12 protein-coding genes are annotated in these 16,615 nt (G+C 45.3%); 2 read left to right on the top strand and 10 right to left on the bottom strand.

Annotation, left to right across the window (positions count from 1 at the left end):
- Positions 1–225: 225 nt before the first annotated feature.
- A complete protein-coding gene (locus V1L65_RS28800) occupies positions 226–441 on the top strand; it encodes a transposase (protein WP_442955726.1) in 216 nt (71 codons plus the stop codon).
- Between the two features lie 26 nt (positions 442–467).
- Here the strand turns inward: V1L65_RS28800 and mntR are convergent, their stop codons facing one another.
- Genes mntR through V1L65_RS27570 form a run of 5 tightly spaced genes read right to left on the bottom strand, consistent with a single transcriptional unit; the run spans position 468 to position 4,362 of the window.
- Positions 468–884, bottom strand: coding sequence for a transcriptional regulator MntR (gene mntR, locus V1L65_RS27590; RefSeq protein WP_331702545.1), 417 nt, complete (start codon positions 882–884; stop codon positions 468–470).
- Positions 885–904: 20 nt separating this feature from the next.
- Positions 905–1,780 (bottom strand): metal ABC transporter permease, encoded by an 876-nt coding sequence (locus tag V1L65_RS27585; RefSeq protein WP_331702544.1) that lies wholly within the window; start codon positions 1,778–1,780, stop codon positions 905–907.
- A gap of 4 nt (positions 1,781–1,784) precedes the next feature.
- A complete protein-coding gene (locus V1L65_RS27580) occupies positions 1,785–2,699 on the bottom strand; it encodes a metal ABC transporter permease (RefSeq protein WP_331702543.1) in 915 nt (304 codons plus the stop codon).
- Positions 2,696–3,433: a metal ABC transporter ATP-binding protein gene (locus V1L65_RS27575; RefSeq protein ID WP_331702542.1), complete on the bottom strand. Its 738-nt coding sequence runs from the start codon at positions 3,431–3,433 to the stop codon at positions 2,696–2,698. Before V1L65_RS27575 ends, V1L65_RS27580 begins: the two co-directional genes overlap by 4 nt.
- An 11-nt stretch (positions 3,434–3,444) precedes the next feature.
- Entirely contained in the window at positions 3,445–4,362 is a 918-nt protein-coding gene (locus V1L65_RS27570; protein ID WP_442955727.1) for a metal ABC transporter solute-binding protein, Zn/Mn family, read from the bottom strand.
- Between the two features lie 261 nt (positions 4,363–4,623).
- On the opposite strand from V1L65_RS27570, the gene V1L65_RS27565 reads away from it, so the two are divergent.
- Positions 4,624–5,355 carry a ZIP family metal transporter gene (locus tag V1L65_RS27565; protein ID WP_331702541.1) on the top strand — a complete coding sequence of 244 codons (732 nt, stop codon included), beginning with the start codon at positions 4,624–4,626 and terminating at the stop codon, positions 5,353–5,355.
- Between the two features lie 409 nt (positions 5,356–5,764).
- On the opposite strand, the gene V1L65_RS27560 is transcribed toward V1L65_RS27565, so the two are convergent.
- The 5 genes from V1L65_RS27560 to V1L65_RS27540 all read right to left on the bottom strand — a co-directional run bounded on the left by V1L65_RS27560 (position 5,765) and on the right by V1L65_RS27540 (position 16,607).
- Complete coding sequence (locus V1L65_RS27560) at positions 5,765–7,420, bottom strand: response regulator (protein ID WP_331702540.1); 1,656 nt, start codon at positions 7,418–7,420, stop codon at positions 5,765–5,767.
- A 2-nt stretch (positions 7,421–7,422) separates the two neighbouring features.
- Positions 7,423–9,177, bottom strand: coding sequence for a sensor histidine kinase (locus V1L65_RS27555; RefSeq protein ID WP_331702539.1), 1,755 nt, complete (start codon positions 9,175–9,177; stop codon positions 7,423–7,425).
- 106 nt (positions 9,178–9,283) lie between these two features.
- A complete protein-coding gene (locus V1L65_RS27550) occupies positions 9,284–13,015 on the bottom strand; it encodes an S-layer homology domain-containing protein (RefSeq protein ID WP_331702546.1) in 3,732 nt (1,243 codons plus the stop codon).
- Between the two features lie 9 nt (positions 13,016–13,024).
- A complete protein-coding gene (locus tag V1L65_RS27545) occupies positions 13,025–14,956 on the bottom strand; it encodes a hypothetical protein (RefSeq protein WP_331702538.1) in 1,932 nt (643 codons plus the stop codon).
- A gap of 4 nt (positions 14,957–14,960) precedes the next feature.
- Entirely contained in the window at positions 14,961–16,607 is a 1,647-nt protein-coding gene (locus tag V1L65_RS27540; protein WP_331702537.1) for an extracellular solute-binding protein, read from the bottom strand.
- Between the last annotated feature and the right edge of the window lie 8 nt (positions 16,608–16,615).

Below are 16,615 nucleotides of genomic sequence, written 5' to 3'. Positions count from 1 at the left end.
TGTATGATTTTTCATATACAATCGTGTTTTCCAGGGCATTTCAGCCTAATGTGTATGAAAATTCATATACATTTAACCGTTTTGAGGTAGCGCCAACCGCTTCTGTATGATATTTTATCTACTCGAACACATGCTATCAAATCTATTTGAAAATCTTGTCACTTAATTTATACAAGACATTCTAGACAGTCTTATAAAGGCCGAGATCGAAGCTTTCATGGTTAATTGCGATCAAGAGAAGCCCAACAGCCGCAATGTAATAGTTACTATCTACGACCCCTTCACCGCCCCCTTCACAAGAAGTATGGTTTTATTGACGAGCTTCATGTACCTCAGGACCGTAACGGCGAATTTCAGACTCAAGTGTTCGAGCCGTACCAACGGTCGAGCTGGCTGGCTATGCACCCACAAAACGTAACAGGGTGTTCCCGCTCGCCGTAGGCAACAGGAACACCCTTACTACTATTCTATATTTGTTGCTGACGATCTCTCAATGCTGTTTTTAGCGTAGACTGCTCATTAATAACCATAACCAAATGCTCTATTCGCTCAAGCGTCTCCCAGCTAATATGATGCTCCATTTCCTCGACCTCTGCTTCAATCTGTTTCTCTGGGACGCCGAGCTGCCGCAAAAAAGCTTCCAATAATTGATGCCGGCGCAACAATTTTTCTCCAGCATGAAGCCCGCTTACCGTTAAAGCAATACGGCGTCCATATTTCTCAAATGTTACATAGCCCTCGTCGACTAATCTTTGTGCCATTTTTGAAACAGAGGAATTATTTACAGACAAGGCAGCTGCTACATCTGAAATTCTTGTAAAGCCATTTTCCCGAACTAATTGATAAATTTGCTCAAGATAGTCCTCCATCCCTGGCGTTCGCATGTCCTCCCGCCTTTCTCAGATTATGATAATGCTTTGGCCGGACGAACATATTTTGCAATTACTCCATGCCGTGGAGAGCATATAAAACTTACCGCAAACACGACGCCTGTCGAAAACGCCATTGAGCCTGAGATCGAAGTATCAAGCCATGCTGCGATATAATATCCCATTACAGCTGACAGCACTCCGAATAAAGCGCTCAGTGCAAACATAACAAGCAAGCGATCAGTCCATAAATAGGCCGCAGAAGCTGGTGTAATCAACATGGCAACTACCAGTATTGCCCCGACAGCATCGAACGCTGCCACGCTCGTTACAGAAACTAGCGACATAAAAATGTAATGCATGAAAACGACAGGAATGCCAAGGCTGGCCGCTAAAGCCGGGTCAAAGGAAGTGATTTTCCATTCTTTGTAAAAACCTATTATTGCAACTAATACAACGAAAAGCACAATGGCCAAAATAAATACAGCTTCAGGAATTGATCCGATCCAGGGCAGCTCGATTTTTTCCCATGGGATAAACGTTATTTCTCCCATCAAGGTATGCCGGATATCAAGATGGGCATTTCCGACTTTAGTAGCGATAAGCACGACGCCTATTGCAAATAAAGTTGTAAAAACGATACCTATTGAAGCTTCTTGCTGAACACCTCGCGCATGAAACCACTGCACCAAAATTGCGGTCAGCAAGCCTGCTGCAATGGCGCCTATCAGCATATGGACTCCGCTCAACTCCCTTGTAACGAGGTAAGCTACTACAATGCCAAGCAATACCGAGTGGCTGATTGCATCAGCCATCATTGCCATTCTGCGCAAAATCAATAACACGCCGATGAGGCCTGAGGACAGTCCCACAAGAGATGCCGTCAATAAAATCCATCCTGCATAGCTCATACTGTCATCCCCTCCCCAGCATTTTCTGTTCGGTTTGAGACCGTAATAGCACTTTTCTTTGGCCGCGCTGCTGCAGAAAAATAACCAGGAGCCCTTTGCTTGCCCCAAAAGTAAGTGACACTAAAAATAGAGCAGCGGCTGCAATTACAATAAATGGACCTGTCGGCCATCCTTTGCCCATTGTACTAATTAAGGTTCCAAACATACCCGAACCGCCGCCAAACAATGCTGACAATATAAGCATCCATTTAAACGAATGCGTCCAGTAGCGCGCACTGACGGCTGGAATAATCATTAAGGCCGCCATCAGTATAACTCCAACTGCTTGAATGCCAATAACGATAACAAGCACCATAACCAGTACGTAAATACTGTTCATCCAGCGGTTTGAGAGCCCCAAGCCTTTGGCATACTGAGGATCAAACAAATACAGCTTCCACTCTTTAAATGCCACAATGGCAATAAATAATACAATTAAAGCAAGGACCGTCATCATTACTACATCTTTATATACCATTGATGCCGCCTGCCCAAATATGAAGCTATCCAGACCGCTTTGACTGCCGCCGGACATTCGATTGACGAACGTTAACAGCATAATGCCAGAACCAAAAAATACAGATAAAATGATTCCCATAGCAGCATCTTCTTTGACTCTGGTAGACGTACGAATCCATTGGATTAACCATGCTCCGATCAACGCGCTTACCGCAGCTCCGCTTATCATGATTGGCAAGCTTTTTGTGCCGGCCAGCATAAAACCAATAATGACGCCAGGCAAGGCAGCATGAGACAACGCATCGCTCATCAGGCTTTGCCGCTTCCAATAGGCCAGACAGCCTATCGTTCCTGCAGCCATTCCGAGCACTAGTGTACTTAAAAGAACCCACTGGGCATTGTGCGACAAAAATCCAGTCATCCCAGCTTCTCTCCCATCCAGCGCAGCGTGCCGCCATAGGTGCGAAGAATATTATCCTTGGTAAACGTTTCTTTTGTCGCGCCATGCGCAACGACTGTGCGATTCAAGAGCAGCACATGATCAAAATAATCTTCCACGGTTTGAAGATCATGATGAACAACCATTACCGTTCTGCCCTTGCTTTTCAACGTTTTCAAAGTATCCATAATCGCTCGTTCAGTGGCCGCATCTACGCCTGCCAACGGCTCATCCAAAAAGTAAAGCTCAGCATCCTGAACCAGCGCCCGTGCCAGGAAAACACGCTGCTGCTGTCCGCCTGAGAGCTGGCTAATCTGCCGTTCCGCATAATCAGCCATTCCCATCTCAGAGAGTGCATGCATCGCCATTTCGCGGTGCTTGCGCTGAGGCCATCTGAGCCAGCCGATCTGGCCGTATAACCCCATCATAACAACATCCAGCGCATTGGTCGGAAAATCCCAATCAACCGAACCGCGCTGCGGCACATAACCAATACGCGATTTTTCTTTTGTATAAGTAGAACCAAAAAATTTTATCGTGCCGGACAATTTTGGATGCAAATCGAGCAATGTTTTCAGCAAGGTAGATTTCCCCGCTCCGTTCGGACCGACAATACTAGTCAGCGTACCCGGCTGGATGTCAAAACCTACACTGTTAAGCACTTTATTTTTCCGGTATGAGGCCGATACGTCTCTAACACTTATAACTGGAAACATTTAAATCCCCCCTATTCACTCAATGCTTTGTAAATTGTTTCGACATTATGGCGGTACATGCCAATATAGGTTCCTTCCGGTGTTCCTTCCTCACCCATCGCATCCGAGAAAAGCTCTCCTCCCAGCTTGATATCGAGACCTTGCTTTTTAGCTCCCTCAATAACTGCGTTAATAGAGGCTGGATTAATACTGCTCTCAATAAATACTGCCGGCACTTTGTGATCTAAAATTATTTTTATTGTATCTTCTATGTCGTTCAAGCCGATCTCATCTTCTGTACTAAGTCCTTGAAGTCCAACGACTTCCACATCCTGCAATCTCCCAAAATAACCAAAAGCGTCATGCGCTGTTACTAAAATTCTTTTATCTTTTGGAATTTGCGAAAGCTTTTCTTTAGACTCATTTTTCAGCTTTTGCAGTTCTTCAAAATACTTTTCTTTATTCGCTTCGAAATAATCCGCATTTTCCGCTGACATTTGTTTTAGCTTACTTGTAGCATTTTCTAGGGCCTGCTGCCACAGATCAATGTCGAACCATATGTGCGGATCGATCGCTCCGCCTTCATCCTTCAGCAATTGATCAGCAGCGATAGAGTCTCCTATGCCAAGCACAGGCTTGCTCTTTCCTATTTCCTCAAACACCTTGGTCATATTCGCTTCCAAATGCAAACCGCTGTAAAAAACCGCATCGCTGCTCTCCAGCTTTTTTATATCGCCTTGCGTTGCATTGTACAAATGCGGATCCACACCAGGACCCATCAAGCTGGTAACCTCAACCTTATCTCCGCCTATAATAGACAATGGCTCAGCAATTTGAGCAATTGTCGTAACAACATTTATTTTATCTCCCTGCTGCGACTTCCCATTGTTCCCCTTGTCTGATGTGCAGGCCGAAATAACCATTGCCACCACCAAAACAAGTAATAACATGTACTTGCTTTTACTTGAATATCGCTTCTTTTTCTCCACCACTTCTACCTCCTGTTTTCAATGTTTCCTTTGTGCAACTATTTTATATATATGTTATTGTTTTGCCTTAGGGAAACTTTGTTGTTAATGTACAATTTATAGTGTAACCACCATTTTGTCAACAGCTTTTTTGTATTTTTTTACTACTTTATTAGCTGGCTTGTACATATAGATAGGAAAATAAGTGCAATACAATCAATGAAATTTACTGGAGGATGAAGGATGGAGGGCTATTTGTCAGGGTTACTAATTAGCTCGCTTGCAACGGGTATAGGCGCAATTCCGATTTTATTTTTTCGCCGCATATCACATTTTTGGATGGATATACTTCTTGCCTTTACAGGGGGAGTCATGGTTGCTGCCTCGACGCACGGGTTGATCCCTGCTTCTCTTAAATTGACCAATTTGTTCAACTTTAGCTGTGGTGTCATCATAGGCGCGATCGCTCTAGGTATTGTGGAGAAGCTTATTCCGCATGTGGATTTGAAGCATAGTCAATCAGATATCATTATCCCTGCACAATCCATCATGCTTATAACTGCGATGGCTATTCATAATATTCCGGAAGGACTTTCTGTCGGTGCCGGCTTTGCCAGTGAGGCGGACAAGCTCGGATTTCTGATTGCTCTTTCGATAGGCTTGCAAAATATACCCGAAGGATTTCTGATTGCGCTCTTTCTAGTCCATCAAAAAGTAAATCGTTTTACTGCGATTGCCGTCGCTTTTCTTACAGGAGCCATTGAAATTGCTGCAGGCGTTCTTGGCTATCATTTGTCCGGCCTATCGCTTAACCTCGTTCCGTTTGGTCTAGCTTTCGCTGCAGGCGCAATTCTTTTCATCGTTTATAAGGAACTGATCCCTGAAACCCATGGGCATGGCTATGAGCGCGCAGCTACATTTTCATTCATAGTCGGGATTGTATGTATGATCGGTTTAGTGGAGTGGTTTCGATAAGTACTTGAGCTGAAGCAGTGTCCGCCTTGATGAGCATGGGAGACGTTTTTCTTGCTTGTTTCGGAGCTTGCGAATGCTTTCTTAGCTAACTGTATTTCCTCAGGCCGTTGAAAAACGCTAGCGGAACTTAGACACGCTATTGTATGGAAACCAGCCTATTCTGAAATCTAAAGGAACTGAGAGACCTTATTTACTCAAAAACACTACCTAGACGGGGAAAAGATCACCTATAGCGCTCCACAATTCCGTTACAGTTTAAAAACATCTTTTTACTGCTAAATAGAGCCTCACAGTTCCGTTACAATTCTAAACAAATGGCAGCCACTCCCCTACTGGTCCATTCTTCTTTCCAAGCTTTCTTAAAAAAGCCCAAGGCGCCAAACACGGCGCCTTGGGCTAATCTATCATTTTATTGAGGCAATTCTCTGTATTCTGAAGGTGTTAAGTTCGTCGCACGCTTGAAGAACTTTGTAAAATACGCCGCCGATTCAAAACCAAGCTCCATCGATATTTCATGCACCTTGAGCAGCGGATTTTTGAGCAATTGTTTTGCTTTATTCAATCGGACTTCAGTTATATACTCAAACAGCCCTTCGCCTGTCAGCTGCTTGTACAAACGGGACAAATAAGAAGGATTAAATCCAACAACTTCTCCAATCCGGGTAAGCGACAGATCGCCAGCCAGGTTTTCCTCGATATAACGTTTAATCGTTGCGATTACCTTGAGCTCAAGCTCCGCCACATTCGATTGACTGTAATCGAATATCGATTCCGCTACTTTTGCCAAATAATCCATTGCCTCTTCCCAAGTGTTGTGAGCTGAAAGCTGCGTAAGCTTTCCTAAGTCAATATCGAGCTCGGTGCTGCTCTTATCCAGTGGTTTATTCAAAAATGTAAAAAAAATCGGAACGACGGCATAATACATTTGCAGCTTGATATGATCGTTCGCATGCTCTTCTGCACGTAGAACGAGCTCAGAAAAAAGTAAAAAAAAGGGCTCGCGCTGCGAAGTTTCAAGATAGGTTTCCAGCCTGTGAATCCTCCCGATCAGTGATTGGAATGAAGCATCACTATCACTTTCACGCTCCGTACTGAGCGATAACTGGCTTTCCAGCAATAGCACCTCTTTATGCAAGCCATACTCAAAATTGAAAATCCGTTTAAGCCTGCCGAATGACGGACTGCAATCATGGAAATGTACTGGCGTTGTTCCAGCCAGCAGTGACACCTTCAAGCCTAGATGCTTTTTGCAAGCCGCTTGAATTTCCTCTAAGGACAGGCTAATAAGTATCGCAGCATGCTTCCAAGAGCTGTCCATATCGGAATTGCGGTCGGGTTTCCCCGAGTCAAGCCTGGGCTGAATAAGCCAAATCAAATTGCCGCGTTCATACATACAAGAAAACAGCTGAAGAGAAGGACTAAGCAGCTCATTTACTACCGTGTGAAGCGAGAAGCCGAGCATCGTCTCATCCTGTGACTTCAGCTCCCGATCCTCTACTCTGCCCAGCATAAGCAGTACAGGCTGCGCAGCATTGAGCGGTATTTTCAGCTCAGCCATGCGCCTAGCCAGTCTGTCAGCATCCTTCTCTTCACCGCTTAGCAAATCAGTCAACCATTCCTTTTGAAGCATAGGCAGCGCTTCGTTCATATAAGCATTAGCCTGCAAAACCAACCGCTCCCGCTCAAACTTATTTTCAAGCATTTGAACAGCATTGCGGATGGTGTCGACGATAATATTGTCATCCTCTGTTTTCAAAATATAGTTAAAGCTATTGTTGCGGCTGGCTGTATGCAAATAATTGAAATCATCATGCCCGGTCAAAAATATAACGAAAGCGTGCGGCCACAAACGATTGATCTCCTGCTGCAAAGCAAGCCCTGACATGCCGGGCATACGGATATCGCTAAGCACAATGTCAATTTTCATGCGGTTAAATATATCTAAAGCTTCGAAAGCAGAATAAGCGAGCTGAATTTCCAATTCCAAATCGTTTGCACTTTCTATGAGCTGTGCCAAGCCTTGAACGATCAATTCCTCGTCATCAACGATTAGCAATCTATACATGCTTAAGTCCCCTTCGTTATCGGAATAGCTGCTTCGACACATAAACCGCCAAGTGAAGAACGCGAAACGGATAATCCATATTGTTTGCCGAATTTCAACTGCAGTCTGCGGTGCACATTTAACATGCCGGTCGTTTCCACATGCTCCTCCAATTTAAGTTCCATCGCAATCCTTTCAATTTGCCTATCCGACAGATCTTCGCCGTTATCCTCCACCGTAATTTGCAAAAGCTCATCTGTCGACGAAAAAGACATTTTCACAATGCCGCCGGCCATTTTATTTTCCAACCCGTGCTCATATGCATTTTCCAAAATAGGCTGCAGAACCAGTCTGGGCACCAGAACCTCCTTACAGTTGTCTGGAAACTCTTCACAAATGGTTTGTATTCTGCGCGAATAGCGCAGCATCTGAATTTCAATATAGGAATGGGTATGGCGAACTTCTTGCGCGAGCGCTATTTCATCAGCCCCATTCCGGGTAATGTAGCGAAAATATTCGCCCAAATGACGGGACAATCGAATGACTGTGTCGGTATCATGCATCTGCGCAACACGATGCAGCACAAAATAGCTGTTGTACAAAAAATGAGGGTTAATTTGAGATTGAAGCTGCTTCAGCTCAGATTGCTGCGAACGTATTTTCTCTTCATATACCTCGTGCACGAGCAATTGAAGCTTGCTGGACATCACATTGAACTGTTGGTACAAGTAAGCAAATTCATCCTCTTGGCTATGCTTTAAGGAAACATTCAAATTGCCTTTTTCCAGCTTGCGAAATGCAACGACCATTCTTTGAATCGGCTGATGGATGATACGATAAATCCAATATGAAAATATAATGACGATAACAACCGAGGTCAGTGTAATGATCCAATACCAATAGCGGTATTTCGTAAGCGGCCCAAGCGTCTCTGCCTCCGGCAAAAAAACAGCCATAACCGAATTTAGTACGGACGACTTTTCGTAAATAACCGTGTATGCCACACGACCGGCCGTAATACTAAAGCTGCCGTTCTGAAATTGCTCCAGCGATTCGCCAGCTATGTGCGGTATTAAACTTTCGGCTAACGCATGCATCTGGTCGCTCCCACTCACAATTTTCCACTGTTTGTCGGCTTGCATCAGCATGCCGCCCCCAAGCTTCGTATTGTGCACTTCATCCAGAGACTGCTGCAGAAAATCTTCCGAAACAGAAAGCTTTAATATAAGAAAAGGCTCATCATCGCTGTCCTCAATCCCATAAGTGCCTGGGTACGAACCGCCTATCAAATATTGATCATTCCAAAAAACGATAGGCGATGAAAGAGTAGACTGCTTGAGTGCAGCAATTTCATCTTCAACTGGCAAAGCTATAAATCCCCTCGAGGAAATATTTCTTTGAATGCGCGGCAAATAAACACTGATATCATCCATATATAAGCTGGAAGCTTGAAGCAGCCTCAGCTTCTCTTGAATGCGGAGAATAGCCTGTGCGTACAAATAATCGGAGAGATTATGCTTGGCATAGCTAAGCGTTTGCAGATCGCTGTCCGCCAGCAGCTCATTCCTTAGCCGCATTATTCTTTGAAAATCCGCATCCATTCCTCGGACATAATTGTGCAGCCTGGATTTAAGCGATTGTTCAATTTGTTCCTTCACCGTCGTAGAGCCCGAATAGTTTAAATATAAGCCGAGAATAGATAAGGGCAGCATAATCAATAAAAATGCTATAGCCAGTTTGAAAAATATGCTAGACAATTTAATAGGTAGCATCTTCATTGTATCCCCCTATTTTTTGAATGTCTCTCTTGCTGCACTGCCGGAGTATATAAAGAAGAGCAGTCCAAGCGTGATAATCTTGAACTGCTGTTTAATATAGGATTCCTTATTTTACACCTAGCAAGCGATAGATGACAACAGCTGCCTGCGCTCGTGTTGCAGCGTCATTCGGCTGCATTTTATCGGCAGAAACTCCCTTAATGATTTGCTCATTTACTGCCATTGCAATATCATTAGCCATAGATTCTGTCAGCCCGGAAATATCGGAGTATTGACTTAAATCATCACCTGCCTGAGGACTGTCCGCCCCCTGATGAAATAGTCTGATTGCCCGCCCGGCCAATACAGCCATTTCAGCACGAGTAATCGCTTCATTCGGGCCAAATCCCCCGTTTCCACGGCCTGTAATTAAACCGCTCGCGGCAGCGGCAGCTACGTACGGCGCATACCAGTCAGACTCTTTAATATCAGGGAATGGCTGTGATGAGTCTGTATGATTCAACTTGTACAGCCTGACCAGCATCGCTGCAAATTGTGCCCTTGTCACAGGTGCGTCGGGAGCAAAGCTTCCTTCCCCTTTTCCATTTACAATGCCGTTTGCAGCAAGCACTTCAATTGCGCGTCCTGCCCATTGCTTGACGCGGTCAATATCGTTAAATGCAACCTTGTTTTCCAATATAGCGAAGGTGGAAGCACCGCCTATGAATGCTGCATAGCTGCCGCTAAGCATTTCGCCTCTAATCCATTCAGGGCTGCCTTGGCCAAGATCAGCCATTACGAGCAGCTCCTGATCGAAGTCCCCGTCGGCCGGCAATTCCAGACGAATCGGCTTTTGGAAAACAGGCTGCTCAGTTCCGTTAATTTTCAATTGTATACGATAAGCAAGCGAGGCAAGGCTTTGCTCCAAATGGCCTGCTTCCGGCAAATCTACTTCTGTAATTTGCAATTCTGTCTTACCATTAAATTGTTCTGGATCAAAGCTTACAGTCACGCCCGACCATTTTACAGAGATATCCAGCAAACCAGCATCCTGCAGCTTCTTTAAAAGCTGTTCATCCAGAATTAAAGATAGGCGGTCTGCTTCAGCGGAACCTAAATCCATAATCAAATTCGCCTGCAAGGCTGAAGCGGATGGATCAAGCTTTCTTAACAGCTCATTCAGATGCTTCACGGATGCTTGAACACTCGCAATTTGCTCCAGCAGCACCTGTCCGCCAAGTTCAGCAGCTGCGGTGCCAGCATTAATGGAGACGGCAGAGCTCAGGTCTAGTATGCTTATTTGTTCCAGCACAGCTGCAATTCGTTCCGTTCCAGCAGCAATCAAGGCAGCCTGTTCAGACGCATCTGCGCCAGCCAGCTTTTGATCCATACCTTTCAAATATTCCTCCAGCTCCGCAATAGGAGTAGTTGGCTTCGGATCGATAACCATTCCTCCTCCTGGATAGGTTGGTAGCGGGCTTAGCTCATAAATGCGCACCTCTAGTGGGCCATACGTTTGCTGCAAACGATTCTGACTGACTGCGATGCTGCTCCCTGCTTTCCAATCCTTCACCTGCATGCCTGCAGCTATGCTGAAAGATGCCTCCAGCTCCTCTTTGCTGCTGTTAACTGCAGCAAGATACGTTTTTCCGTTTACTTGACGGCTCATCCAGTGCAGATGCTCGCTTTCGCCGCTAATTACCTTCACATTTGTATCTGGTTTATCGGACAAAATAAATGCCTGCAAATCTTCTATTTCTTGGGCTACCGCGTTTACATGGCCTAGCAATTTTTCATAGGCTTGTCCGCTCGCATCATTTTTCAGATCGAATAAAGAATAAAACAGTATTCCTCTGGCACCCTCAGTAATATATTGCCAGGCCATATTGCGCATTTCTTGCTCGGTCGGAGGACGAAGCCCGCCTTGTCCGTAGTTGCCTACATTTTGCGCTTGTACGACCGCCCACTGCCCTTTTTTGCCAAGCATTGCTGTTGTCTCTTTCTGCAGTTCACCAGGCTCACTGATCGGATCGGTTTCGAGCCCTTTAATCGGATAAACATCTAACCCGAAAATATCTGTCGTTTTGTCCAGAGTATTTGCATTCGGCAAATTAAAATCGACGGTATAAGCTGGATGGTTCGGATCATTCGCTTTCACCGCCTCATAATGGCTCGGCAGACGATCATCATTCGGCGACTCATCGTTCAAATACCAAGCCAGCAAAGCCGGATGGTTCTTGTAACGATTCGCAAAATCGCTAATCATTTCAACAGCATCCTCATCGCTTTCAATACCCTCAGGCGCCCATGTCGACCCGTAATAAAAATCCTTCAGCGAAAAGATAACGGATTTGCCGTACTGCTGGGCAAGATCAAGCTGCTGCTCAGACGGATAATCATAAGGCAGCAGTGTATTGATCGGGCTGTTCTTCAGCTCCTCCAGCTCTGAAGCCATAATTTTGTCTGCATATATGCCGATCGGCAGAAACAGCTTACCGTCTCTCCAAAATCTACCTTCGCCGTCCACATAGGATCTTGGCTTCTCAGCACCACTGGAAAGCTTCTGAATTGTCCATTCCTTGGAATCAACAACCGTATCGGCAGAAAGGGCTTCTACCCTGACTTTATAAGTACCAGGAGCCAAATGTAAAGAAGCAAATGTGGTATCTATGCTTGCAGCGCTAGTAAACTCCTTTGCATCCAGTACAGAGTCGTCTGTTCCTAATAAGAGGGCACGCAGCGTATAAGCTGTCAAATCAGCACCAATTGCCGGCTCAGCCGAAACCTCAATCGGAATGTTCTCTCCAGGCAGAATAAGTCCACGATAATTCGGAAACTTAAGCTGTGTTTGCAGCAGTTTAGGCATAACTGAATAGATTTGCAAATCGTCGAACCAAACCGTACCTGTCGAGCCTCTAGTGTATAAGGTTAAATCTGCCTGTGCCGCATTAGCTGGAGCAGTTAGCAGCGGTATGCGCAGCAGCGTCCATTGCTCAGGCTTAATCGGGTTGACATAAGAGCCGGTTAACCAATCTCCGGATGAATCAATGACATCCAGTGCAAGCAACGCGCCTTCTTCTTCTGTTACGCCTTCTGTTTTTACCCACACTTCAGCGTAATATCCCATGCCAGGGGTGACAGAAAATCTGAATTGCGGTGAAATATTGTTTGCTCCATTATCATACTTCAAGGAGCGATTGCCTGTACGGGATACGGTAGCATCATAGCTCGTCGAGCTTGTTATCCATATATCCTGTTCTTCGTCCTCTTCGAATGAAGTTTCATATCCTGTGATGGCATTGCTGCTTGACGATTTCTTGTATATCTTGACATCGTCAAACCATACCGTACCCGTGCCGTCCTTGCTCAAATAAAGCGAAACCTGCGTTCTTGTCGCATCCTCTGGAATGGTGTACGTTGGCAGCTTCAGCAATGTCCAGTCCTCTGCTACAATGCCTTCTGTATATTGCCCGCCCTTCCAATCGTCACCGTCGTAAGCCTCTAAAGCGATTCTTGCTTTATCGGCGCCGGCAACATTTTTTGTTTTAATCATCACTGTAGCATAATAAGTGGAGCCGGGCTCCAAATTAATTTGATACTTAGGATATTCGTATTCATTGGAGTCCGTCCGCTCATATTTCAAGGAATGCGTACCGCTATAAGCCTCCGAATCATCATAGCTAGTTGCGGCCGTAATCCAATCCTGCTTCTCTGTATCATCAAAGTTTTCTTCAAACGCCAATTCATCGCCGCTGGCTGCGTAAGCAACCGAAGACGAGCGGTCTGTCCCGCTTGGAACGAGCCCTAGCTGAAGCACGAGAGCTGCTGTAATAATTAAACTGAGCCACTTTTTTTTCATTTCTTCCACCTAACCTTCCACCTCATAGATGTGTACTTGCAATGGTACGAATGAATCTGTAAATGTGCTTGTTGTTACCGGCAATACACGCCCTTCCTTAGGCACCTTTACTTGCTGCGCTCCGGCAACTTGAAAGGATGCGGTTTGATTCGTATTTCCATTATTCACCGCAAAAATATAGGTTTTGTTGTTATACTGCTTGACTGTCCAGTTCAACCAGCTGCCGCCAGTTGCCGTTGTCAGCGGCGCCGCTTCGATAGACAAGAGCTGCGGCACGAACTCTTCCACCTCTGCTGCAACCTGCTTCACGTTTCCTAGCAAAGTCGAATAAGGCTGCCCGCTGGCATCGTTTTGCAAATCAAACAGAGAGTAGAACATAAGACCGGTAGCACCCTCAGTTAAATACTGCCATGACATATTGCGCAATTCTGCGAGTGTAGGCGGACGAGTGCCGCCTTGCCCGTAATTGGCAAGATTATGCGCTTGAACGACCGGCCATTGCCCACGAAATGGAAGCGCATTCAAAGAATCCCTTTGATAACGTCCAGGCTCGCTTAATGTATCGGATGAAAGCCCCTTTACGACATAACGATCCATGCCAAATATGTCGGAAGATCGCATGAAATTGTCCGGGCTTGGAACATTATAATCTACAATATATGCCGGATGATCGGCATCATTGGCAATTACGGCTTCATAATGAGCAGGCAATCTCGCATCAAGAGGCTCTTCATCATTCAGATACCAAGCGAGTAAAGCTGGATGAGATTTGAACCAATTTACATGCTGGGCGATATAATTGGCCTCATCTGCCACACTCATAATAAATGAAGGGGCATGCGGTGAGCCGTAGTAAAAATCTTTAAAGGAATAGATGACCTGTAAGCCATAGCTATTGGCTAAATCCAGCTTGGCTGCATCAGGGTGCACATAAGGCAAAATCGTATTAATTGAACTGTTGTTCAGATCCAGCATATTCGCAGCTGTAACGTCGGACGTATAAATGCCTATCGGAAAAAATAAACTTCCATCCTTCCATAGCCGGCCATACTTATCTACATAGTTGGCTGGAGCTGAAGCCGTTTTTGTAATCGGCTTTTCGACATAGCCCTTCACTTGCCCTGTTGACGTTTTAATTAACTGAATAATAAGCTTGTAGTTTCCATTCACGAGTGCAGAACCGTCAAATATCGTTGCCGTAGACTGCTGGCCCGTATAAGTGGCGGAATTCATTACAGTGCCTGCCTGATCATATAAACTGATTTTTGTCGTATACCCGCTGAAATCAGCCGACCAGGCATAGGGGATCGTCTTCACTCTTATGTCTGTATGATCTATATTAAACAGCTTGCCGCGATAGGACGGATAATCAAGGTAGGCATAAACCAATTGGCTTGGCTGAACCTCATACACGTTCAGGTCATCAAACCATGCTGTCCCTGTTGTGCCTTGCTCCAAATAGAGTGAAATGCTTATTTTAGCTGTGTTTGCCGGCAGCGTATACATCGGAACGGTAAGCTTTGTCCATTGTCCCGCTCGAATGCCGTTCACATATTTCCCTCCCAGCCATGCATTCGTTGAGCTGAGCGCTTCAATAGCTATCGTTGCGCCGCCTGAGCTGCTAAGTCCCGAGGTTTTAATCCATACAGTAGCGTAATAGCTTTCACCAGCGCTTGCAGGCAGACTCTTAGCAGGATATACATAGCTGGAGCTTGAAGAGCGAGTATATTTTAAAGATTGTGCAGAAGATCGATACTGGCTCGAATCATAGCTGGTTGATGCTGAAAGCCAATCTGTATCGCCGCTATTTTCGAACGGCGTCTCATATACAAGCAGATCTAAGGCCGCATGCGCAGGTATAGCCGTTTTTAATCCATAAAACATGGTCGTACAAATTACAGCTGACATAAACAAGATAAAAAATCGAAGCTTTTTATACATGCTGTCATCCACCTTTCGCTTTTACCCACTCAGTCACTTCTTTCGTAATAATATTTCCGCCTAATTCTTTCCACTGGTCCACATAATCATCGAATGCTTCCAGCGGCAATTCGCCCATAATGATCATCGTGTAAGTGTCTAGCGTGAGCTTTTCGAGGATAGGCGTGACCCCGCTCATCGTTTTGGTTGGCGGGCCATAAAACTCATTCATCTGAATAAGCCGGTGATCAATTTTATCCCTGATATGCGACCATGCGCTAATCTCGCCATACATCCCTTCTTCAAACCAATACTGATTTGCTCCTTGCCGATAAGCCAGGATATTGTCGTAGTAGCCTTTTTCCACGGTATTCAGTTCATTTGAGATGCCTGACTTCAAAGCTTCCTGTATATGGAGATAGTTTTTATAGCTGCCGTTTTCCGGCCATGTATAGACTAATGGATAGTTATTGTATAAAAAACCGTCCTTGCCAATGAAAAAACGTTCCCATTGCGGCTCTACATAACCGCGGTACACCATTAAATTAAGCAAATGAACGAGCGCTTCGGGATGCTTTGTTCCTTTTTTAACGACAAAATAGCTATAGACTGGAAAATTGTATTCCACCTTGGCAGGCATATCATTTATAGAAGGAATGCCATATGCTCTCCAATCCGCATCAGGCTCGGCATCCTTGCTTGCCTGCAAGGGATAGGTCGGGTTCCACCAGGCTCCATACTGCATTCCTACTTTGCCGGCTACGATTTCCTCCGCCATATAATTTTGATCCTTTACAGAAAATTCCGGGTCGAGCTGCCCATCCTTATACATTTCTTGCAAAGCAGCTAATGCAGCCTTTACCTCAGGCTGTATGCCGCCAAAGGCGATCTGTCCGTCGCTTGCCTTAATCCAGCTTGAAGGATAAGCGTGAAAACCATTTAAAAATCCTTTCAGGGAGGCCACATTAATCCGATTATGCAAGCCCATGTTAAGTCCAAGCCCGAACGTATCCGACTTGCCGTTCCCATCCGGATCAAGCTTTGTGAATGCTTCCGAAATTTTTATAACGTCCTGCATCGTTTCTGGCTCTGGCAAACCGAGGCGCTTCAGCCAATCATATCGAATCCAAAGCACTTGCGATTGATCCGTGGTTGAAGCTCCTTGCGGTATCGCCATCAGCCTTCCATCAAACTCTGCTGTTTCCAGCGCATTCGGAATTTCTTCAAGCATTCTGCGTGCATCGGCAGATGCATGTGTCTCATAGACATCGGTCAAATCCTCGATCAAGCCCGCTTTAACAAGCTGTTTGAGCTGCAGGCTGTCCACCTCGAATATATCTGGAATCTCGCCTGTCAATATCGAAGCGTTAAGTCTCTGATTATAGTCTTCCGTTCCTTTTGTCGTCGTCCACAAATATTTAATCTGTATGCCGAGTGTATCCAAGTAATCTCTGCTCCACACATTGTTCGTCAGCGATTCCCCCGCCCGGAACACAGTGCTGTCATTTAAATTACGCACAGCAGTAAGCGTTATCGCAGGGTCATATTTCGGAAACGGGCCTGATTGCACAGTTTCTCCGGCCGTATCTTTTTTTCCAGCCAGATACAAGCCAGCCGCAACTAATGCAGCCAGTAAGATTGCTATAATTAGTCCGCGTTTCCGATTAAACATGACCGCTT

The sequence above is a fragment of the Paenibacillus sp. IITD108 genome, assembly GCF_036541265.1.
Lineage (GTDB): Bacteria > Bacillota > Bacilli > Paenibacillales > Paenibacillaceae > Pristimantibacillus.
The sequence above is the reverse complement of the archived record's forward strand: the minus strand, read 5'-3'. Positions and strand labels throughout refer to the sequence as shown.

Coding starts and splice junctions, on each gene's coding strand:
- mntR (WP_331702545.1), bottom strand. CDS start 884: ATGCGAACGCCAGGGATGGAGGACTATCTTGAGCAAATTTATCAATTA.
- V1L65_RS27570 (WP_442955727.1), bottom strand. CDS start 4,362: ATGTTATTACTTGTTTTGGTGGTGGCAATGGTTATTTCGGCCTGCACA.
- V1L65_RS27565 (WP_331702541.1), top strand. CDS start 4,624: ATGGAGGGCTATTTGTCAGGGTTACTAATTAGCTCGCTTGCAACGGGT.
- V1L65_RS27545 (WP_331702538.1), bottom strand. CDS start 14,956: ATGTATAAAAAGCTTCGATTTTTTATCTTGTTTATGTCAGCTGTAATT.
- V1L65_RS27560 (WP_331702540.1), bottom strand. CDS start 7,420: ATGTATAGATTGCTAATCGTTGATGACGAGGAATTGATCGTTCAAGGC.
- V1L65_RS27575 (WP_331702542.1), bottom strand. CDS start 3,433: ATGTTTCCAGTTATAAGTGTTAGAGACGTATCGGCCTCATACCGGAAA.
- V1L65_RS27585 (WP_331702544.1), bottom strand. CDS start 1,780: ATGAGCTATGCAGGATGGATTTTATTGACGGCATCTCTTGTGGGACTG.
- V1L65_RS27540 (WP_331702537.1), bottom strand. CDS start 16,607: ATGTTTAATCGGAAACGCGGACTAATTATAGCAATCTTACTGGCTGCA.
- V1L65_RS27580 (WP_331702543.1), bottom strand. CDS start 2,699: ATGACTGGATTTTTGTCGCACAATGCCCAGTGGGTTCTTTTAAGTACA.
- V1L65_RS27550 (WP_331702546.1), bottom strand. CDS start 13,015: ATGAAAAAAAAGTGGCTCAGTTTAATTATTACAGCAGCTCTCGTGCTT.
- V1L65_RS27555 (WP_331702539.1), bottom strand. CDS start 9,177: ATGAAGATGCTACCTATTAAATTGTCTAGCATATTTTTCAAACTGGCT.